The sequence below is a fragment of the Microbacterium sp. M28 genome, assembly GCF_025836995.1.
Lineage (GTDB): Bacteria > Actinomycetota > Actinomycetes > Actinomycetales > Microbacteriaceae > Microbacterium.
Window position 1 is genome coordinate 3188108 of the sequence record NZ_CP107546.1, and the last position, 24536, is coordinate 3212643.

At 69.8% G+C, this 24536-nt stretch carries 28 protein-coding genes; 13 read left to right on the plus strand and 15 right to left on the minus strand.

Annotated elements, in window-relative coordinates:
• Positions 1–23: 23 nt before the first annotated feature.
• The 3 genes from OED01_RS15455 to OED01_RS15465 form a co-directional block, all read right to left on the minus strand.
• Positions 24–1454, minus strand: a complete 1431-nt coding sequence (locus tag OED01_RS15455; RefSeq protein ID WP_264156171.1) for a mechanosensitive ion channel domain-containing protein — start codon at positions 1452–1454, stop codon at positions 24–26.
• Complete coding sequence (locus tag OED01_RS15460; RefSeq protein WP_264156172.1) at positions 1451–3601, minus strand: adenylate/guanylate cyclase domain-containing protein; 2151 nt, start codon at positions 3599–3601, stop codon at positions 1451–1453. The genes OED01_RS15455 and OED01_RS15460 overlap by 4 nt, the downstream gene beginning before the upstream one ends.
• 141 nt (positions 3602–3742) lie before the next feature.
• Positions 3743–4399 carry a GntR family transcriptional regulator gene (locus OED01_RS15465; protein WP_264156173.1) on the minus strand — a complete coding sequence of 219 codons (657 nt, stop codon included), beginning with the start codon at positions 4397–4399 and terminating at the stop codon, positions 3743–3745.
• A 157-nt stretch (positions 4400–4556) separates the two neighbouring features.
• On the opposite strand from OED01_RS15465, the gene OED01_RS15470 reads away from it, so the two are divergent.
• Positions 4557–5243, plus strand: coding sequence for a Pr6Pr family membrane protein (locus OED01_RS15470; protein ID WP_264156174.1), 687 nt, complete (start codon positions 4557–4559; stop codon positions 5241–5243).
• Between the two features lie 10 nt (positions 5244–5253).
• Here OED01_RS15470 and OED01_RS15475 read toward each other — a convergent pair whose 3' ends face one another.
• Together OED01_RS15475 and OED01_RS15480 are read right to left on the minus strand one after the other, a co-directional pair.
• Positions 5254–5910 (minus strand): response regulator transcription factor, encoded by a 657-nt coding sequence (locus OED01_RS15475; RefSeq protein ID WP_264156175.1) that lies wholly within the window; start codon positions 5908–5910, stop codon positions 5254–5256.
• A 1-nt stretch (position 5911) separates the two neighbouring features.
• Positions 5912–7411, minus strand: a complete 1500-nt coding sequence (locus tag OED01_RS15480; RefSeq protein WP_264156176.1) for a sensor histidine kinase — start codon at positions 7409–7411, stop codon at positions 5912–5914.
• 147 nt (positions 7412–7558) lie between these two features.
• Between OED01_RS15480 and OED01_RS15485 the strand changes: the two genes are divergently transcribed.
• The 8 genes from OED01_RS15485 to OED01_RS15520 all read left to right on the plus strand — a co-directional run bounded on the left by OED01_RS15485 (position 7559) and on the right by OED01_RS15520 (position 14615).
• Positions 7559–8125 carry a hypothetical protein gene (locus OED01_RS15485; RefSeq protein WP_264156177.1) on the plus strand — a complete coding sequence of 189 codons (567 nt, stop codon included), beginning with the start codon at positions 7559–7561 and terminating at the stop codon, positions 8123–8125.
• A gap of 190 nt (positions 8126–8315) precedes the next feature.
• Positions 8316–9437: an AAA family ATPase gene (locus tag OED01_RS15490; RefSeq protein WP_264156178.1), complete on the plus strand. Its 1122-nt coding sequence runs from the start codon at positions 8316–8318 to the stop codon at positions 9435–9437.
• A 3-nt stretch (positions 9438–9440) separates the two neighbouring features.
• Complete coding sequence (locus tag OED01_RS15495) at positions 9441–10328, plus strand: DUF58 domain-containing protein (protein ID WP_264156179.1); 888 nt, start codon at positions 9441–9443, stop codon at positions 10326–10328.
• A complete protein-coding gene (locus OED01_RS15500; RefSeq protein ID WP_264156180.1) occupies positions 10315–10806 on the plus strand; it encodes a hypothetical protein in 492 nt (163 codons plus the stop codon). The genes OED01_RS15495 and OED01_RS15500 overlap by 14 nt, the downstream gene beginning before the upstream one ends.
• Complete coding sequence (locus OED01_RS15505) at positions 10797–11783, plus strand: VWA domain-containing protein (RefSeq protein WP_264156181.1); 987 nt, start codon at positions 10797–10799, stop codon at positions 11781–11783. The genes OED01_RS15500 and OED01_RS15505 overlap by 10 nt, the downstream gene beginning before the upstream one ends.
• Positions 11780–12772 carry a vWA domain-containing protein gene (locus tag OED01_RS15510; RefSeq protein ID WP_264156182.1) on the plus strand — a complete coding sequence of 331 codons (993 nt, stop codon included), beginning with the start codon at positions 11780–11782 and terminating at the stop codon, positions 12770–12772. The genes OED01_RS15505 and OED01_RS15510 overlap by 4 nt, the downstream gene beginning before the upstream one ends.
• Positions 12769–13527: a hypothetical protein gene (locus OED01_RS15515; protein WP_264156183.1), complete on the plus strand. Its 759-nt coding sequence runs from the start codon at positions 12769–12771 to the stop codon at positions 13525–13527. Before OED01_RS15510 ends, OED01_RS15515 begins: the two co-directional genes overlap by 4 nt.
• Positions 13521–14615, plus strand: coding sequence for a hypothetical protein (locus OED01_RS15520; protein WP_264156184.1), 1095 nt, complete (start codon positions 13521–13523; stop codon positions 14613–14615). Before OED01_RS15515 ends, OED01_RS15520 begins: the two co-directional genes overlap by 7 nt.
• A 9-nt stretch (positions 14616–14624) precedes the next feature.
• Here OED01_RS15520 and OED01_RS15525 read toward each other — a convergent pair whose 3' ends face one another.
• From OED01_RS15525 to OED01_RS15570, 10 genes are all read right to left on the minus strand, one after another.
• Positions 14625–15326 (minus strand): ZIP family metal transporter, encoded by a 702-nt coding sequence (locus OED01_RS15525; RefSeq protein ID WP_264156185.1) that lies wholly within the window; start codon positions 15324–15326, stop codon positions 14625–14627.
• A gap of 71 nt (positions 15327–15397) precedes the next feature.
• On the minus strand, positions 15398–15922 hold the full coding sequence (locus OED01_RS15530; RefSeq protein ID WP_264156186.1) for a hypothetical protein: 525 nt from the start codon (positions 15920–15922) through the stop codon (positions 15398–15400).
• A gap of 55 nt (positions 15923–15977) precedes the next feature.
• On the minus strand, positions 15978–16304 hold the full coding sequence (locus OED01_RS15535; protein ID WP_264156187.1) for a hypothetical protein: 327 nt from the start codon (positions 16302–16304) through the stop codon (positions 15978–15980).
• Between the two features lie 3 nt (positions 16305–16307).
• Positions 16308–16898 carry an alkaline shock response membrane anchor protein AmaP gene (locus OED01_RS15540; RefSeq protein WP_264156188.1) on the minus strand — a complete coding sequence of 197 codons (591 nt, stop codon included), beginning with the start codon at positions 16896–16898 and terminating at the stop codon, positions 16308–16310.
• Positions 16889–17497: an RNA polymerase sigma factor gene (locus OED01_RS15545; protein WP_413231591.1), complete on the minus strand. Its 609-nt coding sequence runs from the start codon at positions 17495–17497 to the stop codon at positions 16889–16891. Before OED01_RS15545 ends, OED01_RS15540 begins: the two co-directional genes overlap by 10 nt.
• Positions 17448–18062, minus strand: a complete 615-nt coding sequence (locus OED01_RS15550; RefSeq protein WP_264156189.1) for a hypothetical protein — start codon at positions 18060–18062, stop codon at positions 17448–17450. Before OED01_RS15550 ends, OED01_RS15545 begins: the two co-directional genes overlap by 50 nt.
• Entirely contained in the window at positions 18059–18607 is a 549-nt protein-coding gene (locus OED01_RS15555) for a hypothetical protein (protein ID WP_264156190.1), read from the minus strand. Before OED01_RS15555 ends, OED01_RS15550 begins: the two co-directional genes overlap by 4 nt.
• Entirely contained in the window at positions 18607–18924 is a 318-nt protein-coding gene (locus OED01_RS15560) for a hypothetical protein (RefSeq protein ID WP_264156191.1), read from the minus strand. Before OED01_RS15560 ends, OED01_RS15555 begins: the two co-directional genes overlap by 1 nt.
• The gene (locus tag OED01_RS15565; RefSeq protein ID WP_264156192.1) at positions 18921–19112 is read right to left on the minus strand and encodes a DUF2273 domain-containing protein; all 192 of its coding nucleotides are present in this window, start codon (positions 19110–19112) and stop codon (positions 18921–18923) included. The genes OED01_RS15560 and OED01_RS15565 overlap by 4 nt, the downstream gene beginning before the upstream one ends.
• Complete coding sequence (locus OED01_RS15570) at positions 19109–19525, minus strand: Asp23/Gls24 family envelope stress response protein (RefSeq protein ID WP_264157988.1); 417 nt, start codon at positions 19523–19525, stop codon at positions 19109–19111. Before OED01_RS15570 ends, OED01_RS15565 begins: the two co-directional genes overlap by 4 nt.
• 198 nt (positions 19526–19723) lie before the next feature.
• Here OED01_RS15570 and argG point away from each other — a divergent pair, with 198 nt between their 5' ends.
• From argG to OED01_RS15590, 4 genes are all read left to right on the plus strand, one after another.
• Positions 19724–21172 carry an argininosuccinate synthase gene (gene argG, locus OED01_RS15575; protein WP_264156193.1) on the plus strand — a complete coding sequence of 483 codons (1449 nt, stop codon included), beginning with the start codon at positions 19724–19726 and terminating at the stop codon, positions 21170–21172.
• 170 nt (positions 21173–21342) lie between these two features.
• A complete protein-coding gene (locus OED01_RS15580) occupies positions 21343–21963 on the plus strand; it encodes a TetR/AcrR family transcriptional regulator (RefSeq protein ID WP_264156194.1) in 621 nt (206 codons plus the stop codon).
• Positions 21960–22634 (plus strand): hypothetical protein, encoded by a 675-nt coding sequence (locus tag OED01_RS15585; protein WP_264156195.1) that lies wholly within the window; start codon positions 21960–21962, stop codon positions 22632–22634. The genes OED01_RS15580 and OED01_RS15585 overlap by 4 nt, the downstream gene beginning before the upstream one ends.
• Entirely contained in the window at positions 22631–24484 is a 1854-nt protein-coding gene (locus OED01_RS15590; protein WP_264156196.1) for a YhgE/Pip family protein, read from the plus strand. The genes OED01_RS15585 and OED01_RS15590 overlap by 4 nt, the downstream gene beginning before the upstream one ends.
• Positions 24485–24536: the final 52 nt, after the last annotated feature.

Sequence of the window (24536 nt, forward strand, 5' to 3'; positions counted from 1 at the left end):
GGATGGACACGCCCCCCGACGTGTCACGCCTTCGTCAGTCCCGCACGCTCGAGCGCCTTCGCGATCTGCCCGCGGCGGGCCTCGATCATCTCGCCGAACTCAGCGGCGATGGCCGGGCGCTGATTGATCAGCTCGTCGAGCACCGCGACCGGCACCCACATCAGCGTGGTCACCCCCGGCGCGAGGCACGTCACGAGCTGGGCCTGGCGGACGAGCGCGGTCGACGCGATGTACTCGCCCGCCTCGGCGATGCCGACCTCGACCCGACCGGCCTCCTCCGTCTCCAGCACCATCTGCACGGCGCCGTCGACGATGAACCCGACCCTGTCGAGCACGTCGCCCCTGTGGATGATCGTCTCCCCCATGCCGTAGCGCTCGAGGTCCGCCGCGGCATCCACGGCAGCGCGCTGCGCATCGCCGAACTGCACGGCATTCTCGACGACGGCGAGCGCACGCGCCCGGATCTCCGGCTCCTGCAGCGGGTCCGTGGTGTCGCCGTTGAACCCGAGTCCGCGACGACGGGCCGCGTACCAGAGCCAGGTCAGGAAGAGGCTGGTCGCCCGCCCCTCGTCGGCCGACGTCTCGAGCGGCAGCGACACCGAATAGGAGCCCGCCCCGTGGTAGGAGCCGCGCGGATGCGCGTCGGTAGCCAGCATCGGTAGGGATGCCGCAGTGGACGCGAGCAACTCGATGACCTCGTGGGGCGGGTCGTCCGTGGTGAATTCGACATCGACCGAAGCGTTGTAGATGCCTCCCGACCGGCTCTTGTTGAGGATGACTCCGTCGGCGAGCGCGGCATTGGGGACGATCTGCAGCCCGTTCGCGGTCTGCACGTGCACGGAGCGCCAGTTGATGTCGACGACACGTCCCGAGGCGCCGCCGCCCTCGATCGAGTCCCCGATCTTGAAGGGCGACTCGAACAGCAGCAGGAGCCCGGAGAAGATGCCGCCCGCCGCCTTCTGCAGCGCGAGGCCGAGCACGATCGATCCGAATCCGAGACCGGTCCAGATCGCGCCGACATCCGCGCCCCAGACGAACTGGAGCAGGATCGCGACACCGATGACGACCAGGATCAGCCGCACCAGCTCGAAGAAGATGTTCGGAACGCGTCCCCGCCACGAGGCGGCGTTTCCCGCCCCGCGGCGCAGGTTCATGCCCACGTTGAACGCGGACAGCACGAGGAGGATCACGAACGTGCCGAAGAGCGTCGCGACGATCCGCAGCCACACCTGGTCGGCCGGGGACTGCAGCGCGAACGCGAGGAGAACGAACAGGGCGGCGAACGGCAGCACCCAGTTGCGCAGGAATCGCACCGGCTTCGCCGCCGGCGACCCTCGTCGGGTGAGCTCGTGCAGCACCTCGCTCGTCACGACCAGCAGCAGCGGCAGCCCGACGGCGAGCGCGAGCGCCCACCACCCCCAGCCCTCATCGAAGGGGTTGACGACGCCGCTCACCCGATCACCCGCCACACGGTCTGCTCCGACCCGTCGACCTCGAGCGTTCCGGCCTCCTCGAAGCCGACCGTCTCCTGCAGGCGGCCGCGCACGGTGTCACTGACGTACACGCCGGGCTCCGAGGTGACGGTTCGGACGCGCTGCGAGAGGTTCACAGCATCACCCCACAGGTCGTACGCGAGGCTGGAGCGCGACACGACGCCGCTGGTCACCATTCCGGAGTCGACGCCGGCGCGCACGTCGATGCTCGAACCGTGCTGCGCATTGAAGCGCCCCACAGCGGCCCGCATCTCGATGGCGAACTGCACGGCTCGGCGCACGGCATCCACCCGGGGCGACATGAGCCCGCACGAGGCGAGGTAGCCGCCCCGCAGTGTCCGCACGCTCTCGACGCCGGTCTTCTTGGCGGCCTCGTCGAACAGGCGCATGAGCTCGTTGAGCGCGGTGATCTCCTCCTGCTCGCTCAGATCGCGTGCGAAAGCGTCGAAGTCGGTGAGCTCGGCGAACACGACAGAGACGTTCTTGTGCGCCTGCGCGATCGCCTCCTCACCGGCGCGGTAGCGCTCCGCCACCTCCGGCGGCATGAGGGTGCTCATGATGCGGTCGTTCTCGGCGCGCTCCTCGTCGAGGAGCTGCTGCTTGAGCTGCAGGCTCTCGGCCATGTCATTGAAGGCGTTGCCGAGCTCGCCGACCTCGTCCCTGCCGGTCACCGGAGCCCGAACACTGTAATCGCCGGCCGCCACCTCGCGCACCGCGCCGGCGAGCTTGCGGATCGGACGCGAGAACGTCTGCGCGAGGGCGAGAGCGGCGAAGCTCACCAGCAGTAGCAGGGCGAGAGCGGACAGGATCAGATTCCGCGTGAAGTCGTTGACAGCAGCGTACGCCTCGCTCGTGTCCGCCCGGGCGACGATGACCCAGTCCAGGTCGCCGATCTGCAACGGCTGATATGCCGAAACGCTCTCGCCGCCCAGGTAGTCCCGGTTGACGATCACCCCCGAGTCGCCTCGTTGCGCCGCTTCGACGGCCGCCGACACGATCGGCTGCTGCAGGATGCTCCCGCCGTGCCGCAGCATCGTGTCCACCGTCGCCTGCGCCGTTCCGCCGGCGCGCGAGCGCTGCGCGAATGCCTCGGGATCCTCCACGAGCAGGCGCGAGTTGCTGCGCATCAGGTCGTCGGCACCGACCACGTACACCTCACCGGTGTTCCCGAAGCCCTGCTCGACCCAATCCCCGTTCGCCGTCGTGAGGTCGTTGATGGTCGACATCGGAACCTGCACGATCAAAGCGCCGTACACGCCTTCGTCGTCGGCGATGGAGGACACCACCCACATGTTGGGTCGATTCTCCGACGGCTGCCAGCGCTCGAAGTCCGTCGTGACGACCGCCGAAGCGGAGCCGGACGTCATCACGCGCTCGAACGCCTCCGTCAGCAGAGAATTCGCGTACGCGCCCTCGTGCAGGCTCAGGCCGAGGTCCTCCCCCTTGTAGGCGGAGTAGACGATCTCACCGTGCTCGTTCGCCACGAGCAGGTCCTGGTAACCGAGATCCTCGATGGCCGTCCGGTAGATGTGGTGGTAGCGCTCGTTCAGCGCGGAGTACGTGCTGCCGTCGCCCGGGTCGAGGATCTCGAGCCGATCCGCCGATTCGGGCGTCGAGGCGGTGTACACCGACTGCAGGTACTTGCCGGCATCCGTCTGCGGAAGCAGCGTCACTTTGTCGAAGTCCAACCCGGAGCGCTCCTCGAGAGCGGGGACGAAGACATCGTCGTAGAAGACGTCGAGCGCCTCCTCGCGTGCCGGGTCGAGGGGCTGATCCTCGAGTTCGTGCCACGCCGCGTCGAACGCCTTCGTGGACTCGATGACCGATTCCCGGGAGGACAGCGCCACCACGTACTTCTGCAATGCGGTGAGCGACTGCTCGATCTCGTGCGCGCGCATCTCCCGGATCGAGGTCATGTGCGCCTGGGCCGCCTGCAGCAGCGATTGCCGACCGTTGACGACGCCGATGATCCCGACGACGAGAGCCGTGACGAGCGCCGTCGCGAGCAGCATGAGCAGGAGCTTCGATTGGATGCTGATCCCGAAGCGCCGCGTCTTGCGCAGTCGCCTCGCCCGCTTCTCCTCGACCGTCGCCGCTATCTCCGACATCGCATCCCCTCGTCCGGTCCGGGGCCGACGCGACGTTCGCCGTCGCCGCCACGCCACGGACGCCCCTCTCCGGGCACGACTCTAGCGATATACCGCCCGGCCGCGGAAGCCCTTCGATCGACGGATTCGCGTCGGTATCAGTCAGTCCCCCCAGGGCCGTAGGGGGCGGCGCAGCAGGGATTCGGCGGCATCCGCATCCCGCGCGAGCATCGCCTCGCGCATCTGCCGATAGGTCTCCGAGCGCGGGCTCGTGTCGAAGCGCACCCGGCGCAGGTTGCGTTCGAGCAGCGGCGCGGCTTCGAGCATGACGCGTGCGAGCACGGCGTTGCCGGAGTGCCGCGCGAGGTATCCGATGAACACCCGCGCCGCGCCCACCAGAGCCCGGGAGTCATCCTGGTCGGCGGCCTCGATCATGCGGTCGAGATACGAGACGGCCTCGGCGAGCTCCGCCTCGTCCATCCGCTGCACGGCGAGCTGCATGGCCAGCCCCGCCTGCAGAACGGTGTACTCGAGTGATCCGGCCGCCAGCTCGTCGGACACCTCGGTCACGCGGGTGTACCGACTCGGCGAGACCTCCACCAGCCCGATCCAGGTCAACCGCTGCAGCGCCTCGCGCACCGGCGTGCGCGAGATGCCGAGCACCTCGGCGATCTCCTTGTCGCTCAGCCGCTCTCCCGGCTCCAGCTGCTCCGCCACGATCGCGTCCCGAAGGACGTCGTCGACCCGGTCGCCGAGCGAGACGGCGCCGTTCTCGTGCAGCCGCAGTCGTTCATCCAGTTTCGCGTCTGCTATCCCCATGTTCTCGGCCTTTCTGTTGCCGCGAACCCCCCAGTTCCCACCCACCCTAAGCACGTCCGGGCTCGATCGAGCGCTCCGTCACCCCGAATCGGCGATATGCGTGCGCGATATATCCCTCCGTGCGCGATGCCCGCTACGCTGACGCCCGGAGGAACACATGACCTGGTGGCCGTACGTCAGACTCGCTGCAGCCGTGCTCGGTGCAGCCGCGATCACGCGGCAGGCCTGGCTCGCGATCAGCAACGCGTTCGCTTCCGACACGGAATGGGGATCGCACGTTCCGACGGTCGTGACGAACTTCTTCAGCTACTTCACGATCCTGTCGAACCTCATCGCGGTCGTCGCGCTGATCATCGGCGGCATCTGGCTGCTGCGCCACCGGCGAGACACGGATGCCGAGCCCGCCTGGCTCGCGACGCTGTTCGTCTGCGCGAGCTCGTACATGATCGTCACCGGCATCGTCTACAACATCCTGCTGCGCAACATCCCGCTGGCAGGGCTCTCGGATGTGTGGACCAACGAGACGCTGCATGTGGTGATGCCGCTGGTGATGCTGCTCGACGTGCTGTTCGCTCCGCGCCGCCGCGGCCTGTCGTGGTCGGCGCTCTGGATCGTCGCGGCGTTCCCGATCGTGTGGGCGGTGTACACGCTGCTGCGCGCCGAGCACATCACCTCGCCGCTCTACGGTCGCCCGTGGTGGTACCCCTACCCGTTCCTCGACCCGCACCAGGTGCCGGGCGGGTACATCGGCGTCGCGGGCTATGTCGTCGGCATCGCCGCCGTCATCGTGCTGGTCGGCGCGTTCGTGGTGTGGATCGGCCGGCGCCGCGGCATCCGCGCCTGACGGACCGGCATCACGGCATCCGGTAGCCCATGCCGCGGACGGTCTCGATGCGCTCGGCTCCGAGCTTTCCGCGCAGGTGCCCGATGTAGACGTCGACGACGTTGGACCCCGGGTCGAAGTCGTACCCCCAGATGCGGCTGAGCAGGACCTCGCGACTGAGCACCTGCCCCGGATGCCGCACGAACTCCTCCGCCAGGGCGAACTCACGCGCGGTGAGGTCGATCTCCACGCCGTCGACTCGCGCCCTTCGAGCGGACAGGTCGATCACGAGATCACCGTGGACGAGCTCGTTGATCGTGGGCGTCCTGGACTGCCTCATGCGCAGGCGGATGCGGGCGAGCAGTTCCTCGAACCGGAACGGCTTGGCGATGTAGTCGTCCGCGCCGCCTTCGAGACCCGCGACGGTGTCGCGCAACTCGATGCGCACCGTGAGCATGATGATGGGCAGTTGCGAGCCAGTACCGCGGAGCTGCTCGAGCACCTCGAACCCGGTCATCTCCGGCATGTTGACGTCGAGCACGAGCAGGTCGAACTCGTCGGTGAGGGCGAGCTCGAGCGCCTGACGCCCGTTGTTCGCGACCCGGGTGGCGAACCCGGCGGCCCGCAGACCCTTCTCGAGGAAACCGGCGATGCGCGGTTCGTCATCGGCGATGAGGATCGAGGGCATCTCACTCGCCTCCCGTCGGTCGCGCCTGCGGTTCCAGCGTATCCGCGTCGTCGGCTTCGGATGCCGCGTCGGGCGAGATCGGGATGCTCAGCGTGAACAGTGCACCGCCGCCCTCGGCATCCTCGACGAGAGCCTCGCCGCCGTGCTGTTCGGCGATCAACTGGACGATGCTGAGCCCGAGGCCGCTGCCATCGGGGCCGCGGCCGCCGTCCTGGAGTCGTTGGAAGCGCTCGAAGATGCGCTGCTTGTCCTCATCAGGGATGCCGGGGCCGTGGTCCCTGACGCGCAGCAGGAGTCGAGAGCCGATGATCGCGGAGGAGAGCTCGACCGCGCCCCCGCCGTGCGTCGTCGCGTTCTGGATGAGCTGCAGCATGGCCTGAGTGATGCGCGCAGCGTCGATCTCGGCATCCGCTTCGGCGATCTCGCCGAGGACGACCTCCGAGTCCGCGATCATCGTCGCCTTCTGCGCGATCGTTCGCAGCAGCGTCCCGGCCGGAACGTGCGCGCGACGCAGGCCCTCATCGTCGAGCAGCACCGCCACGTCCACGAGGTCGCCGACCAGGCGCCCCATCCGCTCGATCTCGTCGACGGCAAGACGCCGGGTGTGCTCGACGTCGATCGGATCCTTCGCGTCCATGACGTCGAGGTAGCCGTGCACGATCGTCAGCGGCGTCTTCAACTCATGACCCACGTCTCCCAGCAGCCGCCGCTGCGCGGCCATCGCCTCGTCGAGGCGGTCGAGCATCCCGTTCATCGTGCGGGCGAGGCTCGAGACGTCGTCCCGTCCGAGCTGGGGCAGGCGCTCGTCGAGCGACTGCGCCGAGACGCGCTCCGCCATCTCCCGCATGTCGCGCAACGGCCGCAGAAGTCGCGTCGATACGAACCATGACACCGCCGCGATCAGCGCGACAGCGACGGCCGCGGCGATCAGGTAGGCGCGGGCCGACAGCTCGAGCCCGCCGTACTCCAGGTCGAGGTCATAGACCGTGACGAACACCGCTGCGGTGTCCTGGTCGGACGACACCTCGATGGGTGCTGCGAGGTAGGCCCAGTTCCGCCCGTTCTCCCGATACGTGCCGGCCACCACCTCTCCACCGGCGGTCTCGTCGACCACGAGCGCAACGAAGTCCTCGTCCGCGCTGGGGTCGACGCTTCGTCCGATGCCGGGGACGAGCGCGACCTCGCCGTCGATCACTCCCATCGTGCCGCCGGTCACGCCGGGCACGATCACGCGCATCACGCTGGTGAGCGCTTCCGTGGCGTCGGCCCACCCGCCATCCGGGGGCGTCCCGACGATGAGACGCACCGACTCCAGATCCGCCCGGAGCTGATCCTGCACGCTCTCGGTGATCCGATGCCGTTCGACCGCGTACACGGCCAGGCCGACGGCCAGCATCCCGAGCGCCGCGACCAGCGTGATGACGATCGTCAGCCGCGCCCGCACCGAGAACCCGGCAGCGTCGGAACGCGCGTCGGGTGCGTTCGGCTCGCGCACTGGCATGGGAACCATTGTCGGGGATGCGGATGCCGGAACCCATGCCTTCGGATCTAAAAGAGCTTTCATCTTCCTTTACCCGGGCCGTTAGATCCGTCCGTCATCCTGATATACGGGACACAGCGCTTTCGCGCGGTCTGGGGAGAGGACCCGATGAACAGGAAGACCCTGGTGACGGCTGCCGTCGCCGGCGCGCTCGGCCTCGTCGTGGTGACCGCTCCTGCCGTGGCATCCGGATTCGGCGCAGCCGAGCCGGAGTCGACCAGCGTCGTCATCCCCGGCGGCGTCGTGACGGACGTCGTCATGACGGACGAGGTGATCCTCGACCGCAACGAAACGATCCGGACGCCGACCCCGGCTCCGCCCGCCGCATCCGCCGTTCCCGTCCCGGCCCCTGTCGTCCCGGCGCCTGCGCCGGTCGACGACGGTGACAGCGATGGCGAAGGTGACGGCGGCTCCACCGTCGCCCCGGCACCCGTCTCCCCCACGACGCCCGGCGGCAACGGCGGACGCGACGGTCGCGACCGGCATGACCGAGGCGATCGTGACGACCGCGACGAGCCGGTCCGTGTGAATCCCGAACCGCGCAGCCCGTCCGATGACGCCGACTTCCGCAAGGACGATGACCGTCATCGCGGTGATGACCGTCACCGCGATGACGACCGCGGCCATCGCGGCGGCGACGACGACCGTCGCGACAAAGACGGACGGAGCCGCTGACCCGGTTCCCCACAAGCTCGGCGGCCGACGTTCCCCCCTCCCCAATGCGCGAATCCCCCGTTCGCGTGAACGTCGGCCGCCGGATCTCTTCGACGGCGCTCGAAGGCCGACCCGCATTCCGCCCGCGGGTTACGCTGTTCCCCGGGGGACGGCATCGACGTGTCTCCCGGGTGCGAGCGAGGAGACCGAGATGAGCCAGCCCTATCCCGCGGCGAACGGCGGCCCGGCGATCCCGCCGCCCCCGCCGGCGCCCACTCCCCCGATCAGCAGCGTCCCCGCCGCGACCGCACCCAAGCCGCCCGCAGCAACCGGTCAGGCGTCCGGCCCACAGACGAACGACGCCGAGCTCTCCCGCGCGACGGAGATCCTCCGGATCATCACCGACGCGTACTCGGCGAAGATGGTCGGCCAGGAGCGGCTGCGCCTGAGCCTGCTGATCGCGCTCATCGCCGGCGGACACATCCTGCTCGAGAGCGTCCCAGGGCTCGCGAAGACCACCGCCGCCAGTACGCTGGCCGACACGGTCCGCGCGCAGTTCAAGCGCATCCAGTGCACCCCCGACCTGCTCCCCAGCGACATCACGGGCAACCAGATCTACGACGCCGCGACCGGCTCGTTCCGCACCGTGCTCGGCCCCGTGCACGCGAACTTCGTACTGCTCGACGAGATCAACCGCTCCAGCGCCAAGACGCAGTCGGCCATGCTCGAAGCGATGCAGGAGCACCAGACCACGATCGGCGGCGAGGTGCACCACCTCCCCCGACCCTTCCTCGTCATCGCGACGCAGAACCCGATCGAGCAGGAGGGCACCTACGAACTCCCCGAAGCGCAGATGGACCGCTTCCTGCTCAAGGAGATCGTCGAGTACCCGAGCCCTGCGGAGGAGTTCGAGATCCTCAACCGGATCGACTCCGGTGTGCTCGACCCCGACCGCCACGTCGGCAGCGCGGTGTCCCTCGCCGACATCGAGCAGCTGCAGGACATCGCGAGCCGCGTCTACGTGGACGCGTCGATCCGCAACTACATCGTCCAGCTCGCGTACGTCACGCGGAACCCGGCGCCCTACATCGGCGAGGAGCGCGCCCGCCTCATCAAGTACGGCGCGAGCCCTCGGGCATCCATCGCATTCCTGCAGGCTTCCAGGGCCCTCGCCCTGCTCATGGGGCGCACGCACGTCGTCCCGGAGGACATCCGCACGCTCCGCCACCTGGTCCTGCGGCACCGCGTGCTGCTGACGTTCGAAGCGGATGCCGAGGGCGTCCGCAGCGAGGACATCATCGACCTGATCTTCGCCGCGGTGCCGACCCCGTAACGCATGACCAGCCTGATCACCAGGGTGAGGGCGAAGCTCTTCATCCACTCGTCGCAGAAGTCGATGCACGCGCTCGACGGCGCGTACGCCTCGCTCATGCGCGGGCGCAGCCACGACTTCGAGGACCTGCGCGCCTACGAGTACGGCGATCAGGTGCGCGACATCGACTGGCGCGCCACGGCGAAACAGGGCACGCCACTGGTCAAGCGCCACAGGGCCCTCCGGATGCACACCGTGATGTTCGTCGTCGACACCGGCCGCGGCATGACCGCCCTGGCGCACGACGAGCGTCCGAAGAAGGAGCTCGCGATCCTCGCCACAGGGGCTCTCGGCATCCTGTCGCTGCGCCACGGCGACGACTTCACCGTGGTGCACGGCGACGCCTCGGGCATCCGGCGGATGGCCCCGGCGCGCAGCGAGGGCGCCCTCGAGCACGCCCTCCGACGCATCGACCACGCCGTCGACACCAGCACGGCCCCGAGCGACCGGGACGGACTCCTCGGTTACGTCGCGCGCACCATCTCGCGGCGCATGATCCTCGTGGTCGTCACCGACGAGGCCCCGGTGACCCAGGAGACCGAGCGGCTGCTGCGCCGGTTGCGCGTGCAGCACGACGTGCTCTGGATCGCCCTGCGCGACGCCGACCCGGTGCTCGACCACACCACCGGTCGCGTGCGCGCCGACGTGTACAGCCGATGGCAGGTACCCGACTTCGTCCAGGGCGACGAGGCGATCGTGCGGGAGCTGACGGCTCTCGCGTCCGCCGACGCCGCCCGCCGAGACGAGCTGCTCGACCGGCTCGAGATCAGCCGGGTCGACCTGGACACGCAGGACGGCGCGGTCACGGCACTCCTGCGCATGCTGAACCGGAGGGCGAATGTCCGGTTCTGATGAGCTCTACCCGCCGGCCCAGTACGGCTGGGGCTGGATGCTGCTCGCGCTCGGCATCCTGGCCGTCCTGATCCTGGCCGCCTGGATCGTCGTCGTCCTGACCAGGCCGAAGCGTCGGCTGGAGCTCGCCGGCGTCGCACCGCTGGGCCCGACGCGCATCGACGAGGTGCTCGCGGTCCTCCGGGCCGAGTACCTGCAGCAGATCGATCGCATCGAGGCGGCCTACGGCTCCGGCGAGATCGACGCCAAGCGCGCCAACCTCGAGCTCAGCCGCACGGTGCGCGCGTTCGTCAACGAGTACAGCGGCGTCGAGGCTCCGGTGCTCGCGCTCGACGACCTCATCGCGCTCGGGGTCCACCCCGCGCTCATCGACGCGCTTCACCGGCACTACTACCCGAGTGTCTTCCGCCGCGGACCCGCCATCGACCCTGCGGCGGGAATCGCCGCCGCCAGAACGGTGGTGACGGCATGGAACTAGCGAACATCTGGATGCTCGTCGGCGCCGTCCTCGCCGTGCTGATCGCGGTGGGCATCGGCCTGCTGGCCGGGTTCCGCCGTCGCAGAGCGGATGCCGCGGTCGACGCCGCCCCGATCGCCCGCGCCGAGCGGCTGCGCATCCTGCCGTCGTTCCGCCAGGCGATCCACCGACGCGCTCTCGCGCTGACCGGCCTGCTGGCTCTCGCGGCCGTCACCGTGCTGATCGCAGGCGTCGTGGCCGCCCGCCCGATGTCGTCGCAGACCATCCAGCCCGTGAACACGAGCCGCGACATCATGCTGTGTTTGGATGTCTCCGGCTCCATGACCGATGTCGACATCGAAGTGCTGACCGTCTTCGACGAACTGCTGGACGGCTTCGAAGGCGAGCGCATCGGGCTGGTCATCTTCAACAGCTCGGCCGTGCAGATCTTCCCCCTGACCGACGACTACGACTTCGTCCGCGAGCACCTGCAGCGCATCAGCGAGAGCTTCGAGTACGCGGAGGAGATCCCGGAGCACTGGGTCGGCACCCTGAACGGTCCTGGTGCGTCGCTCATCGGCGACGGACTCGCCTCCTGCGCCATGGGCTTCGATCACGAGGGCGACGAGCGCAGCCGATCGATCATCCTGGCCACCGACAACGAGGTCAACGGCGCCTCCATCGTGACCCTGGAGGAAGCCGCGGCGTACGCGGCATCCAAGGCGATCCGCGTGTTCGCGCTCAACCCCGTAGAGGGCAAGGACGCCGGCCCCAGCGAGGAGCTCATCGCGGCGGCGGAGGCCACCGGCGGCGCGGCCTTCGGTCTGCGCGAGACGACGACCGTCGGCGACATCGTCACGCAGGTGCAGGAGGAGGAGGCCACCGAGCTCCGTGGGCAGGCACAGGTCGTCTGGAGCGACCACCCGAACCTGTGGATCGTCCTTCTCGTGCTCCCCGTGCTCGGTCTCATCGTGGTGCTGTGGAGGGTGCGACTGTGATCTTCCAGCCCGTGCTGAACCCCTGGCTCATCGCTGCGATCGGCCTGCCGCTCGTCGCGCTGACGGTGTACTGCCTGGTCAAGGCTCCCGCTGCTCGCGGACGGATGCTGTGGGCTCTCCGTCTCGTGCTCGTCCTGGCATGCTGCGCGCTGCTGCTGCGCCCCGGCATCCCGGGGGGAACGAGCCAGACACTGGCGACCGACACCGACATCGTGCTGGTCGTCGACACGACCGCGAGCATCGTCGCGGAGGACTGGGCCGGTGATCAGCCGCGCCTGGACGGCGTCCGCGCGGACGTGCAGTCCATCATCGACGAGTACCCAGGGGCCCGCTTCGCGCTGGTCACGTTCGACGCCGATGCGGAACTGCGGATGCCGTTGACCACCGACACGACGGCTCTCGCCTCGGCGATGGAGGTGCTCCGCCCCGAGGTCACCGCGCAGTCGCAGGGGTCGTCGGTCGGCATCGCGAGCGCGCTCGTGTCGGAGACGCTGCAGAGTGCGGCCGAGACTTCGCCGGATCGGTCCCGGATGGTGTTCTACTTCGGCGACGGCGAGCAGACGGCTGCCACGGAGCCGGAGTCGTTCGCCGCGAGCGCGGAGTACACCGACGGCGGGTCCGTGCTGGGTTACGGCACGGCCGAGGGCGGCCCCATGAAGGACACCTCCCTCGGAGACTCCGGCGGGTCGTACATCCAGTACCAGGGCGCTGACGCCCTGTCGGTGATCGACGAGGCGACCCTGCAGACGATCGCCGATGAGCTCGGCATCCCGTACCAGCATCGGACGGCGGATGCCGCGATCGATCTGCCCGAGGCGCCGACGACGACCACGAACTACGCCGAATCCGGCGAGGTGGGCAACGTGATCGAGCTGTACTGGATCGCCGCGGCGCTCATGATGCTGCTGCTGGCCGTGGAGCTCGCGGTGGCGACTGCGCGTGTCGCACGGCTGCGCGGACTCACCGTGCGGGCAGGGGGTGACGTATGACCGCGCCCGCTCCCACGCCGACGGACGCCGCGGCCGCACTGCTCGCCGCGAACCGGCGCCGCCGCAGCATCCGGAAATGGATCGTGATCGGCACGCTCCCGCTGACGATCGCCGCGCTGCTGCTCACCGGCAAGCTCCTCAGCATGTACGCGTTCGCGCATCAGTCGATCACCTCCTATGTCGTCGGCGATTACGAGGGGACGATCCGCGCCGCCCACGGGCAGGAGCTCCTGAACTGGTTCGAGCCGTACAAGGCGCCCTTCAACGTCGGCACAGGGCTCGCCGCCTCGCTGCAGCTCCCCGAGGCGCGCGCGAAGTTCGAGGAGGCGCTGCCTCTGGCGCACGGCCTCGAGGTCTGCGGCGTCCGCGTCAACCTCGCGCTCGTGATCGAGCAGATGGGCGACGCGGCGCGCGATGAGGGTGACGGACCAGGCGCCACCGCGCTGTACGCCGAGGCGCTCACCGTCACGCTGGAGACTCCCGCAGAATGCGGGGAACCCGAGGCCGACGAGCAGTCCTCCGACCCCGAACGCAGCATGGGCGAGACGATCGACGAGCTCGAGGAGCGGCTCAAGCAGAAACAGCAGGAGCAGCAGGAGCAACCTGAGCAGCCCCAGGAGCCGCAGGAGGAGCAGGAGCAGCCGTCCGAGGACCAGCTCGAGAACCTCGAGGACCGGCTGGACCAGGGCCGCGAGGAGCGGCAGGAGAACGACGAGGGCGACGGCTCGGGCTCCGGGACGGACAAGCCATGGTAGATCCCGAACAGCAGCGGTCCCGCTACGTCACGAACTCCGACGGCGCTCCGCCCCTGCCGCCTCCCGGCGGCTACCGGGGTGCGCGCCGGACGCCGGATCCCGCTGCGATCGCGGTGCAGAACGCCGTCGCGACGATCGAGGAGCCGAAGCGGCCGGCGAACGCCATCGGGTGGATCGCGCTGGTCTCCGGCATCCTGTTCGCCGTGATCCTGCTCGGCACGTTCCTCGCCGGCGGAACGGACACGATCTACGGCGTCACGATGCTCGCCCTGCAGCTCGTCGTCGTCGGCATCGCGATCGCCGCGCTGCTCACGCGGCGCGGTCGTCGGCTCGGAGCCGTGGCGCTGTCCATCGCCCTGCTGTTCAACACCGCGACCGTCGGCGCGATGGGAGCGGTGCAGACGTCGGCATCCGGCAGCTACGAGGGCCGCAAGACGGCCGAGCAGAAGCACGAGGAGGCCTACCCCGGGATCAAGGGGACCTCGAACGCGGACATCCTCGCGCAGCCGTCGCTCGAGGAGATCCGCGCATCCTCGGATGCCGCGCTCGCGGACATGCGGGACCGCCTCAGCGCCGAGTTCGGCTACACCTGGACCCAGGCGGGCGACGAGGACCTGCGCCCGGAGCGCAACGGCTACGGGGGCGAGTCCATGCTCGTGCAGTACACGTCGGCCAAGTGGGGCACGAACGAGCCGATCCACGACCACGATCGCAAGCTCGCGGTCATGGACGTGATCGACGAGGTGCTGACCGAGCACGGGATGTGGGGGATCATCTCGCTGAACGACGAGACATCGGGGCTCGACGAGTCCATGCGCGAGAAGCTCTACGGATCGGCTGATCCGCGCACGCAGGACACCTGGGAGTGGTACAGCGACGATTACCCCGACCCGCGCCGGTTCTACGCCACGATCTACGACACCTCGCACGACGAGACGGGCGAGTTCACGGCATCCCGCGAGGCGCAGTCCGCGCGCACCGGCGAACCGGTCGAAGGACTGCAGATCATGTTCCTCGCGCCCGAGCTGCTCAGCGAAGCCGACCGAGCCGAGTTCGAGCAGAAGCTCGAGGAGTACCCGGGGTACTGAGCGTCGGGCTCAGCCCGCCAACGACAGCCCGGCGGCGACGGCGAATCCGAGGACCGTGGCGAGGCCGGTGAGGTCCTTCGCCTTGGACTGCGCGTCCGGCACCATCGAGTCCACGAGCATGACCAGCAGCGCGCCGGCCGCGTACCCGCTGGCAGCGGCGCGGAACTCGGGGGTCACGGCGTCCGCGAGAGCGAAGCCCGCGACGGTCGCCAGCGCGCACACGACGGCGACGCCCGCCCACAGGCCGAGCACGCGGGTGCGCTTCATCCCGCCTTCGAGCAGGTCGGATGCCGAGCCGATCGACTCCGGCAGGTTGGAGACCAGGATCGCGATCACGAGAGCGACGCTCACCCCTTCGCCGGAGGCAAGCCCTATGCCGAGCACGAGTTGCTCGGGGATGCCGTCCAGCAGCGCGCCGACGGCGAGCGGAGCGCCCTGACCCGCGGACGAGGTCGCCCGCCTCTCGACGATGCGGTCGGCGATGAAATAGCAGATCGCTCCGGCGGCGACCCCGATCGTCAACGGCAGCGCACCGGCGAGCTCGAGCCCCTCCTCCCAGAGCTCGAACGCGATCGACGCCATCAGCGCGCCGGCGCCGAAACCCAGCACGATGCCCAGCCATCTCGGCGGCCACGCCCTGAGCGTGGCGAGAACGGCACCGACGATGAGCGGCGCCGCGGCCACCGAACCCCACAGGATCGCCTCGACCATGTCGCACCTCCGAGCATCACTCTGGTGCGAAAATCCCCGGACGGGTCGAGCGCCCTGCGGCGTGTCCCGCGTCAGCGCGTGGGGCAGGTGTCCGTGCCGCCGACCTGATTGCCGTCGCCGTCAGCGGGGACAGCCTCGCAGGTCAGGTCGCCGGACACCGTGTTCTGGACGAGCATGGCGTGCTGGGCATCCGCGATGCTCACGGAACCGGCGACCTGCGAGAGCTTGATGACGACGCCGTCGACGCCGGAGACGGACAGGTCGGCGCCGAACCGCGCGTTCGTCACGACGAGCTCGCGCACGCCGTCGACCGTGACAGTGCCATCGAACGTCGTGTCGATGAGTTTGACGACCTCGTATCCGGAGAACGCGAGATCACCGGGTACCGTGCCGCCCCTGATCACGCAGGCCTGGCCCCCGCCGTCGCCCGCCGCGCAGAGATCGGTGGCGGCCGCACCGGCATCCGCTTCCGGAGCCTCGGATGGGGCCGAAGCCTGCGTCGTCGGGACGTCCGGCGCGGCATCCGGTGACGTGCAGGCCGTCAGGCCGATGGCGAGCAGGCCGGCGGCGAGCAGGGTTCCGAGGGTGCGGGGCATGGTTCTCCAGAAGCGCAGGAGCCTTCAGGCTATCCCGCGCACCTGTGCGGCCTGCTCACACCGGCTCCACCCGCACGACGGTCAGCACGACGTCGGCCGGGGGCAGCGAATGCTCTGCCACGGTCCTCACGATCGCATCACGCGCGGCCGCGATCGTGGCCGACGCCGCCTTCGAATCCCCGACGGCGATCGCCGCTTCCACGCGCGTGCGTTCGGCGCCCGAGGAGGCGCGCAACCGCGCACCCCCGTCGCGGAGCCCGACCGCCTCGGTCGCGGCTCCGAGCGCGTTGCCCAGCAGCGAGCCGGACCGCAACACGCCCACGACTCCCGGTACACCGGTGACGGCGGTCTCCAGCACCGTGGCGAGTTCCTCGTCGGTCATCGCTCACTCCCCTCTCTGGGCGACAGGCAGCAGGTGGACGTCATGGACGCGGATGTCGACGCCGACGATCACGAGATCGGTGTGACGTCGCAGGTTGCGCAAGATCTCGGCCCGGAGGGCTTCTGACACGTCGCGTACGCGGTGCCCGTACAGCACGCTCACGTCGACGTCGACCCGTATCGGCGCACCCACCTGCGTCACGTCGCCGTCGAACCGGCATCGTCCGACGAATGCGCCGGGCACCCGGTTCTCCGCAGCTCGCACCAGCCCGCGCACCGCCCCCTCGGTGATCGCCAGGTCGCCGTCCTCGCTGGTGAACGGGATCCGCCTTCCCGCGCGTGCGTCCAGGGCGATGCCGGCCATCACCGCATCCACCCACGTGTCATCGACACGTGCGACGTCCTCCTCGTCGGCCTGCAGCAGCTCGGGTGCCATGCCATGCAGCCGCTCGAGGGCATCCAGCGCGAGCTGACATCCGGGCGAGTCGTCGATGGACGGATCGGGCGGCTCGCGCCCGGCGTCGAGATAAGCGCTCAGCTCCTGGATGGTGTGTCCATCGAGGTGTTCATGGTCGAAGTCTGGGGTCATCGCCATTGCTCCATCCTCACGATGATGTACTTGCGGGCACGGGCCAGCAGGCCCCGAACAGTGGATGCCGGAACGGCGAGCTCGTCGGCGATCTCCTCGTACGACTGCCCGCCGAGCTCGCGCAGGATCCAGCATTGCCGCTGCGCCTCCGGAAGCTCCGCCAGAACCGCGTCGAGCGCAGCGGCGCGCGCTCTCGCCTCGACGATCCGGGGAGGCGCGGTCTCCGCCGGCGCCGCGTGGTCGAGATCGTCGACATCGAGATGCGGTCGTGTCGCGCGAAGGCGGTCCATGGCGCGACGGCTGACGATGCGCATCAGCCACGACCGCACCGCAGCGGGGTCGTCGAGCTCGTCCAGACGCTGCCACGCGACGACGAACGTGTCCTGGACGATGTCGTCGACGTCGGCGCTCCCCCGAGCAGCCGACGCGTATGAGCCCGCATCATCGGCCCGTAACGGCGTACGAGGACCGCGAACGCGGCAGTGTCCCCATCCACTGCACGCGTCACGATCAACGCGTCGTCGACGTCCTCCAGACGTGTCACCGTCATCCGCGTCACCGTACCCGTGTCGTGGATCGGAGTCGGTCCACCACGCGGAGCTCACTGAGATGCAGGAGCACCGGCATCCGCGTTCCGCGCAACACCGCCCACTCGTCGATCGCCGCGGCCACGGACGCGACCACGCCGACCAGATCCGCGCCGCGACGCGGACGCACCCGCACTCGCACCACGGGCTCGCCACGGACGATGTGGACGTCGGTGTGCCCGGCGATCACGTCCGAGCGGCGGCCGATGGCGTCGTCGACGATCGCGCGGACGATGTTCGCGTCGGCCGATGTGACGCCGCCGGCTTCGCGGGCCGACAGCACGGTGGAGGAGCGTCCGCCACCTCGTGTCGCGATGAAGATCACCGCGAGCGCCACCAGGATCAGGCCCGCACCGGCCACGAGGAGCGCTGCCACGGGGATGCGGCGGTCGTCGGCCACGGCGACCGAAGCGCCCCCGAGCAGGTCACTCGCCCCGGCGACGGCCGCATCGACCCCGTCGCGCACTGGTTCCGCCCACGCCCACCCCGCGCCGTACAGGAGGAGCGCGGCGCCCCCGGCGCCCAGCACGAGGGCGGCCGCCACCAGGACGACGCGATTGACGACGCGGTTGGTCGCGTTCATGCGACGACCCCGCGCTGCGCCACCACGACCGTGGGATCCACGACGAATCCGAGTTCATCGAACACCCGCACGGCGGCCTGCCGTGCGGACTCCTCGTCGACCACGACGCCGCTGGTCGGCACCACCTCGACGCGCACGGAGCGTCGCCCCACGACGACGCTGACCTGCGAGCGCGCGATCCCACATCGCGCCGCGACGGCGTCTGCGGTGGCATCCGCGAGCACACCGTCATCCACGAGAAGTGCATGCTCATCGTCCGTTCGGGCCCGGCGAGCGCGACGGCCCGGCAGCAGCGCCGCGGCCAGGAAGAACCCGGCCAGGAGAATGCCGATGCATCCGACGGCGACGAAGATCCCCATCCCCGCCCTCGCCGGATACGTCGACACCTGGTGCGCGATCCCCACATCGAGCACCGACCATGCCATCACGCCGAAGCCGGCGACGATGAGCACGATCAGCACAGCCGCCGCCACGACCGCCGGCGTCGTGCGCGAAGCGTGCGTCTCCCTGCGCAGCACACGGCGGTACACGCGCGCCTTGTCCATCACTGCACTCTCCTGTCTGTGCGTTCGATCCCCGAGAACCGGACGTCGACTGCCGAGGCACGGCGCCCGGCGAGGTCCTCCAGCGACGAGATCACCCTCCTGCGGATTCCCGATCCCCTCTGCACGAGGTCGTCGGAGCGGCCGAGCAGAACCGGCACCGTGACCGAGACCCGAAGCGAGCCGCGCTGGTCCTCCAGTTCGACGCGCACCCGATCGATGCGCACCCCGGCGGCGTCGGAGAAGACCCCGATCGCAAGCCGGTGCAGCGCCCGCGCGGTGATCGTCGTCCGACCGCCGAACGGTCCGTTCATCGTCATGACGACGAGCGACGTCCGCGCAGCGCATCGGCGATCGCCCTGACGTCGACGCGGCCGTCGACGATCCAGCCGATCCCCGCTCCGACCAGGGTCGCGAGGGCGACGAGCACGAACGCCCAGAAGCCGAAAGCGACCCAGCACACGGCGAGCGCGCCGGCGATGACCGCCCCCGTCACGGTGGGCGTCACCGGACTCGCGCCTCCTCCGAGCCGTCCTCGTCGTCCGATGGAATGTGCACGTCGTTGACGGTGACGTTGACCTCGGCGACCTCCATGCCGACGAGTTCCTCCATCGCGCGGTAGACGGCGACACGCACGTCCGCGGCGACCTTCTGGAGCGAGACGGGGTAGGCGGCGACGATCGTGATGTCGACCGCGACCTGACGCTCACCCACTTCGACACTGACGCCCTGGCTGAGATCGGTGGAGTTCAGAGCATCACGGATCGCACCGACGACACGGGCGGCACCGCCACCGAGTGCGTAGACGCCCTCGACCTCGCGGGTCGCGATGCCGGCGATCTTCGCGACGACCGCGTCGTCGATGACCGTCCGTCCCTGCTCGCCCGACACCGTCCCCGCGGTGCGCGCTTTGGCCGTCATCCCGGAAACCTGCTCAGCCATGTCTGCTCCTTAAGTCAGGGCGCCGGAGGGGCGCCGTCGACGAGGCGAAATCATCAACCTCTACTGGTAAGACGGCGTCGGCACGGATTCGTCACGAATTCGCCCAGGATTCGTTCGCGGCGGGCCTCCGAGTCGCCCGACCAAGGCGACACGCCGCGCGCCGATAGACTGGGAGCCATGTCCAAGGTCCTTCAGTCCCTCCCCGTCGGCGAGCGCGTCGGCATCGCTTTCTCCGGAGGCCTCGACACCTCCGTCGCCGTCGCCTGGATGCGCGACAAGGGCGCCGTCCCGTACACCTACACGGGCGACCTCGGGCAGTACGACGAGGACGACATCGAATCGATCCCCGGGCGCGCACTCGAGTACGGCGCCGAGAAGTCGCGCCTGATCGACTGCAAGACCGCCCTGGTCGAGGAGGGCTTCGTCGCCCTCGCCTGCGGCGCGTTCCACATCCGCTCGGGCGGCAAGACCTACTTCAACACGACGCCGCTGGGCCGCGCCGTCACCGGCACGCTGCTGGTGCGCGCCATGAAGGAGGACGGCGTCGACATCTGGGGCGACGGCTCGACCTACAAGGGCAACGACATCGAGCGGTTCTACCGCTACGGCCTGCTGGCCAACCCGCGCCTTCGGATCTACAAGCCCTGGCTGGACGCCGACTTCGTCACCGAGCTCGGCGGGCGCAAGGAGATGAGCGACTGGCTCGTCGCCCACGACTTCCCGTACCGCGACTCCGCCGAGAAGGCGTACTCCACCGACGCCAACATCTGGGGCGCCACCCACGAGGCCAAGACCCTCGAGCACCTCGACGTCTCGCTCGAGACCGTCGACCCGATCATGGGCGTGAAGTTCTGGGACCCGTCCGTCGAGATCGAGACCGAGGACGTCACCGTGACGTTCGAGCGCGGCCGCCCTGTGGCCATCAACGGCGTCGAGTACCCCGACCCGGTGGCGCTCGTCGACGAGGCCAACAGGATCGGCGGACGTCACGGTCTCGGCATGAGCGACCAGATCGAGAACCGCATCATCGAGGCGAAGTCGCGCGGCATCTACGAGGCCCCGGCCATGGCGCTGCTGTTCATCACGTACGAGCGCCTGGTCAACGGCATCCTGAACGAGGACACCCTCGCGACGTACCACGAGCAGGGTCGGCGCCTCGGCCGCCTGATGTACGAGGGCCGCTGGCTCGAGCCGCAGTCGCTCATGCTGCGCGAATCCATCCAGCGCTGGGTCGGCTCGACGATCACGGGCTCCGTCACGGTGCGTCTGCGTCGCGGCGACGACTGGACGATCATCGACACCGTCTCGCCGAACCTGTCGTACGGCCCGGAGAAGCTCTCGATGGAGCGCGTCGGCGACGCCGCCTTCGGTCCGGTCGACCGCATCGGACAGCTCACGATGCGCAACCTCGACATCGCCGACTCGCGCGCACGCCTCGAGCAGTACGCGGGCCTGGGACTCGTGGGCGGCGCGACGGGCGAGCTCGTCGGCCGCGTGACCGCCGGTGAGGCCAACGAGATCACCGACTCGGTCGAGGGCACCACGCTCGCCGAGACGGACGAGGCTTTGGCGGATGCCGTCGACGCCGCATCCGAGGGTGCCGCGTTCGACTCCGGCACCGACTGACGCCCGCCGTCGACTCCGTTCGGGGGCCGACACGCCATCTGTCCGACCGTTCCCACGGTTCGGTCCGACATCCGGCGTGTCGGCCCCCGTTTCTGTGCGCGGCAGAGCGGATGCTGTGAGTCGACTGGATTAACTTGCACACGGTTGTGCATGATAGTTACCCTGGAGGCATGACCTCCCGTGCACTCCGCCGCGACGCCGTCGAGAACCGCGCCGGCATCCTGGACGCGGCCCGCCAGACCCTGGCGAACCACCCCCACGCCTCGGTCGACGTGATCGCCCGCAGCGCCGGCCTCTCCCGCCGCACCCTGTACGGCCACTTCGAGGACCGCGACGCGCTGATCCGCGAGCTGATCGCGAACGGCGCCCAGCGCTTCAACGAGATCGCCGCCTCGGTCGACGACGCCGATGCCCGCATCGCCCTCGCCCGCCTCGCATCGCGGCTGTGGCAGGAGGCCGCGCACGTGCAGGTCGCCGCCGCCCTGGCGCTGGACGAAGCCCACGTCGCCGACACGGCCGAGGCGCTCGCCCCGCTGCGCCGCACCGTGGCGGCGCTCGTGCGCCGCGGCCAGGAGGACGGCAGCTTCCGCACCGACCTCGCCGCCCCCACCGTGGGTCGCCTGATCGAGGAGATGGCGCGCACCGTGGTCTCCCGCACGGATGCCGCGAGCACCGGCGCCGAGAACCTGGCCGTGCGGTCGGTGCTGAGCATTGCCGGACTCTCCTGGCGCGAGGCCGATGAGCTGCTCGCCGCTCATCCCGAGATCGCACGCCCGGAGGCGCAGGAATGAGAGTCGCACTGCACGAGGTGAGCAAGGGCCGCGCCCTGCCGACGACCAGCCTCGAGTTCCACAGCGGCGCGGTCCGCTACGCCCTCGCCGAGACCGAGCAGCGCCCCACCGTCCTCGGGCTGATCGCGAGCGGCCGGATGAAGCCCGAGACAGGGCACGTGAGCATCGACGGCGCCACCGATGCGAAGGCGCTGCGCAGAACGGTCGCGCTCGTCGACGCCCCGGACGTCAGCGATCCGCACCCGGACATCACCCTGGCCGGGGTCGTCGGCGAGGAGCTCATGTTCGCGGGCAGGCCGGCGACGCCGTTGCACGCGCGGCGTTGGCTCACCGGGCTCGGATACGACGACATCGCCGCAGCCCCCATCGGCACCGTGGACCCCGCCGCGCGCGTGCGGATCCTGTGCGAACTCGCCGTGCTGCGCGAGGGCGTCGAAGCGATCGTGCTGGTCTCCCCCGACCGGCATGGCGGGAGGCCCGACGGGTGGTGGCGCATCGCCGGCGAGTTCGCCGACCGCGGGATCGCGATGCTCGTGATCCTCGGCGGCTCGGCCGCTGTGGCACTGGAACGGATGCAGGAGCTGGGTGCCATCAACGCCTCGGGACCCATCGAGCCGCTCGCGCTGCCGCAGGAGGACGTGGAAGACGCAGCAGAGGAGGACGTGCGATGAAGGTGCCGGCCATGATCGCCGCGGAGCTGCGCCGGCTGACCGCCAGCAGGATGGGCGTCGTCGCGCTGCTCGCGCTGATGTGCGTGCCGATCCTCTACGGCGGCCTGTACCTGTGGGCCAATCAGGACCCGTACGGCAAGTTCTCCGAGGTCCCGGTCGCCCTGGTCGTCGAGGACACCGGATCCGGCACCGCCGACGACCCCGCGAACTACGGCGAAGACGTCGCCGAGAACCTCATCGAGGGGAACGCGTTCGACTGGCAGGAGATGACCGCCGAACAGGCCGCACAGGCCCTCCACGACGGCGACATCGACTTCTCCGTCACGATCCCGGCCGACTTCTCCGAGGCGCTCACCTCGGCATCCGGAACCGACCCGCACCAGGCGCGGATCGAACTCGAGACCAACGACGCCAACAACTACCTCGCCTCCTCGATGGGCACCCAGGCGGTGGAGAAGATCCGCAGCTCGGTGGCCGAGATGGTCGGCAGCGAGGCGGCCGAGAAGCTCCTCACGGGGCTCAGCGACGTCCGCGACGGCATGGTCACGGCGACGGACGGCGCGACGCAGCTCGTCGACGGCTCGGCATCCGCGGCATCCGGCAGCTCGGAACTCGCCGACGGCACCGCGCAGCTCGCCGACGGCACGGCCCAGCTCGCCACGGGCGCCCGCACGCTGTCCGACGGAGCGGCGACACTCGCGAGCGGAGCGCAGCAGGTCAGCGACGGCAATCGGCAGCTCGCCGACACCGCCGATCGCGCCGGCTCCGCGGTGCAGCAGGCCGCGGACACCCTCCCGCAGGTGCGCACCGACATCCAGACCCTGTTGACCGACCAGGGTCTCACCGCGGAGCAGATCGACCAGGTACTGGCCCGCCTCGATCCCCTCGGCCAGCGGCTCCAGGACGGGAACAGCAACGTGCAGGCCGCGGTCGACAAGGTCGATCAGCTCGCCGCCGGGTCGGCGTCGGTCGCGGCGGGCGCCTCGACCCTCGCCGACGGCGCCTCGACGCTCGCGACCGGCGCAGGTACCGCCGCCACCGGAGCGGCGGCGGCGAACGACGGCGCCGCCCGGCTGCGCGACGGGCTGTCGACGCTCGCGGACGGAACCGTCCAGCTCCGCGACGGCCTTCAGGGCGGCGTCGATCGGATCCCGGCCTCCACCCCCGAGCTGCGCACGAGCCAGGCCGATACGATCGCCGACCCCGTGGCCGTGTCCAGCGACAAGGTCGCCTCCGCCGAGGACTACGGCGCGGGACTCGCGCCGTTCTTCGCCGCGCTGGCCGCCTGGATCGGCATCTACGCGCTGTTCCTCATCGTCAAGCCGATCTCGCGTCGCGCGGTCACCGCGCTGCACTCGCCGATCAGGGTCACTCTGGCGGGCTGGCTCACACCCGCCGCGCTCGGCGCGCTGCAGATGGTCGGGCTGATGGGCGTCCTGTCGATCACGCTCGGGTTCCGGTTCGACAACCTGATCGGGACGCTCGGCGTGCTGATGCTCGCCTCGGCGACGTTCGCCGCGATCATCCTCGCGCTCAACGTCTGGCTGGGTTCGGTCGGGCAGTTCCTCGGTCTCGTCCTGATGGTGCTGCAGCTGGTCACCGCCGGTGGGACGTTCCCGTGGCAGACGCTGCCGGCGCCGCTGGCCGCGCTGCATCACGTGCTGCCGCTCGGGTACGTCGTCGACGCCATGCGCCAGCTGATGTACGGCGGGAACCTCGCCCGCGCCGGATGGGATCTCGCCGTGCTCGCGATCTGGCTCGTCGCAGCGCTCCTGCTCGCGATGGTCGGAGTCACCCGCATGACGCACCGCCGCACGCTGCGCGACCTGCAGCCGAGCCTGATCGGGTGACGGCGCCGACTCCGTGGGAGGGCTCCCGCCGGGTTAGGATGCCGAGGTGCGC

Excerpts from the sequence above, each read along its gene's own strand:
- OED01_RS15460 (WP_264156172.1), bottom strand. The coding sequence starts at position 3,601 with ATGTCGGAGATAGCGGCGACGGTCGAGGAGAAGCGGGCGAGGCGACTG.
- OED01_RS15465 (WP_264156173.1), bottom strand. The coding sequence starts at position 4,399 with ATGGGGATAGCAGACGCGAAACTGGATGAACGACTGCGGCTGCACGAG.
- OED01_RS15470 (WP_264156174.1), top strand. The coding sequence starts at position 4,557 with ATGACCTGGTGGCCGTACGTCAGACTCGCTGCAGCCGTGCTCGGTGCA.
- OED01_RS15475 (WP_264156175.1), bottom strand. The coding sequence starts at position 5,910 with ATGCCCTCGATCCTCATCGCCGATGACGAACCGCGCATCGCCGGTTTC.
- OED01_RS15480 (WP_264156176.1), bottom strand. The coding sequence starts at position 7,411 with ATGCCAGTGCGCGAGCCGAACGCACCCGACGCGCGTTCCGACGCTGCC.
- OED01_RS15485 (WP_264156177.1), top strand. The coding sequence starts at position 7,559 with ATGAACAGGAAGACCCTGGTGACGGCTGCCGTCGCCGGCGCGCTCGGC.
- OED01_RS15490 (WP_264156178.1), top strand. The coding sequence starts at position 8,316 with ATGAGCCAGCCCTATCCCGCGGCGAACGGCGGCCCGGCGATCCCGCCG.
- OED01_RS15495 (WP_264156179.1), top strand. The coding sequence starts at position 9,441 with ATGACCAGCCTGATCACCAGGGTGAGGGCGAAGCTCTTCATCCACTCG.
- OED01_RS15500 (WP_264156180.1), top strand. The coding sequence starts at position 10,315 with ATGTCCGGTTCTGATGAGCTCTACCCGCCGGCCCAGTACGGCTGGGGC.
- OED01_RS15505 (WP_264156181.1), top strand. The coding sequence starts at position 10,797 with ATGGAACTAGCGAACATCTGGATGCTCGTCGGCGCCGTCCTCGCCGTG.
- OED01_RS15515 (WP_264156183.1), top strand. The coding sequence starts at position 12,769 with ATGACCGCGCCCGCTCCCACGCCGACGGACGCCGCGGCCGCACTGCTC.
- OED01_RS15520 (WP_264156184.1), top strand. The coding sequence starts at position 13,521 with ATGGTAGATCCCGAACAGCAGCGGTCCCGCTACGTCACGAACTCCGAC.
- OED01_RS15525 (WP_264156185.1), bottom strand. The coding sequence starts at position 15,326 with ATGGTCGAGGCGATCCTGTGGGGTTCGGTGGCCGCGGCGCCGCTCATC.
- OED01_RS15530 (WP_264156186.1), bottom strand. The coding sequence starts at position 15,922 with ATGCCCCGCACCCTCGGAACCCTGCTCGCCGCCGGCCTGCTCGCCATC.
- OED01_RS15535 (WP_264156187.1), bottom strand. The coding sequence starts at position 16,304 with ATGACCGACGAGGAACTCGCCACGGTGCTGGAGACCGCCGTCACCGGT.
- OED01_RS15540 (WP_264156188.1), bottom strand. The coding sequence starts at position 16,898 with ATGGCGATGACCCCAGACTTCGACCATGAACACCTCGATGGACACACC.
- OED01_RS15550 (WP_264156189.1), bottom strand. The coding sequence starts at position 18,062 with ATGAACGCGACCAACCGCGTCGTCAATCGCGTCGTCCTGGTGGCGGCC.
- OED01_RS15555 (WP_264156190.1), bottom strand. The coding sequence starts at position 18,607 with ATGGACAAGGCGCGCGTGTACCGCCGTGTGCTGCGCAGGGAGACGCAC.
- OED01_RS15560 (WP_264156191.1), bottom strand. The coding sequence starts at position 18,924 with ATGACGATGAACGGACCGTTCGGCGGTCGGACGACGATCACCGCGCGG.
- OED01_RS15570 (WP_264157988.1), bottom strand. The coding sequence starts at position 19,525 with ATGACGGCCAAAGCGCGCACCGCGGGGACGGTGTCGGGCGAGCAGGGA.
- argG (WP_264156193.1), top strand. The coding sequence starts at position 19,724 with ATGTCCAAGGTCCTTCAGTCCCTCCCCGTCGGCGAGCGCGTCGGCATC.
- OED01_RS15580 (WP_264156194.1), top strand. The coding sequence starts at position 21,343 with ATGACCTCCCGTGCACTCCGCCGCGACGCCGTCGAGAACCGCGCCGGC.
- OED01_RS15585 (WP_264156195.1), top strand. The coding sequence starts at position 21,960 with ATGAGAGTCGCACTGCACGAGGTGAGCAAGGGCCGCGCCCTGCCGACG.
- OED01_RS15590 (WP_264156196.1), top strand. The coding sequence starts at position 22,631 with ATGAAGGTGCCGGCCATGATCGCCGCGGAGCTGCGCCGGCTGACCGCC.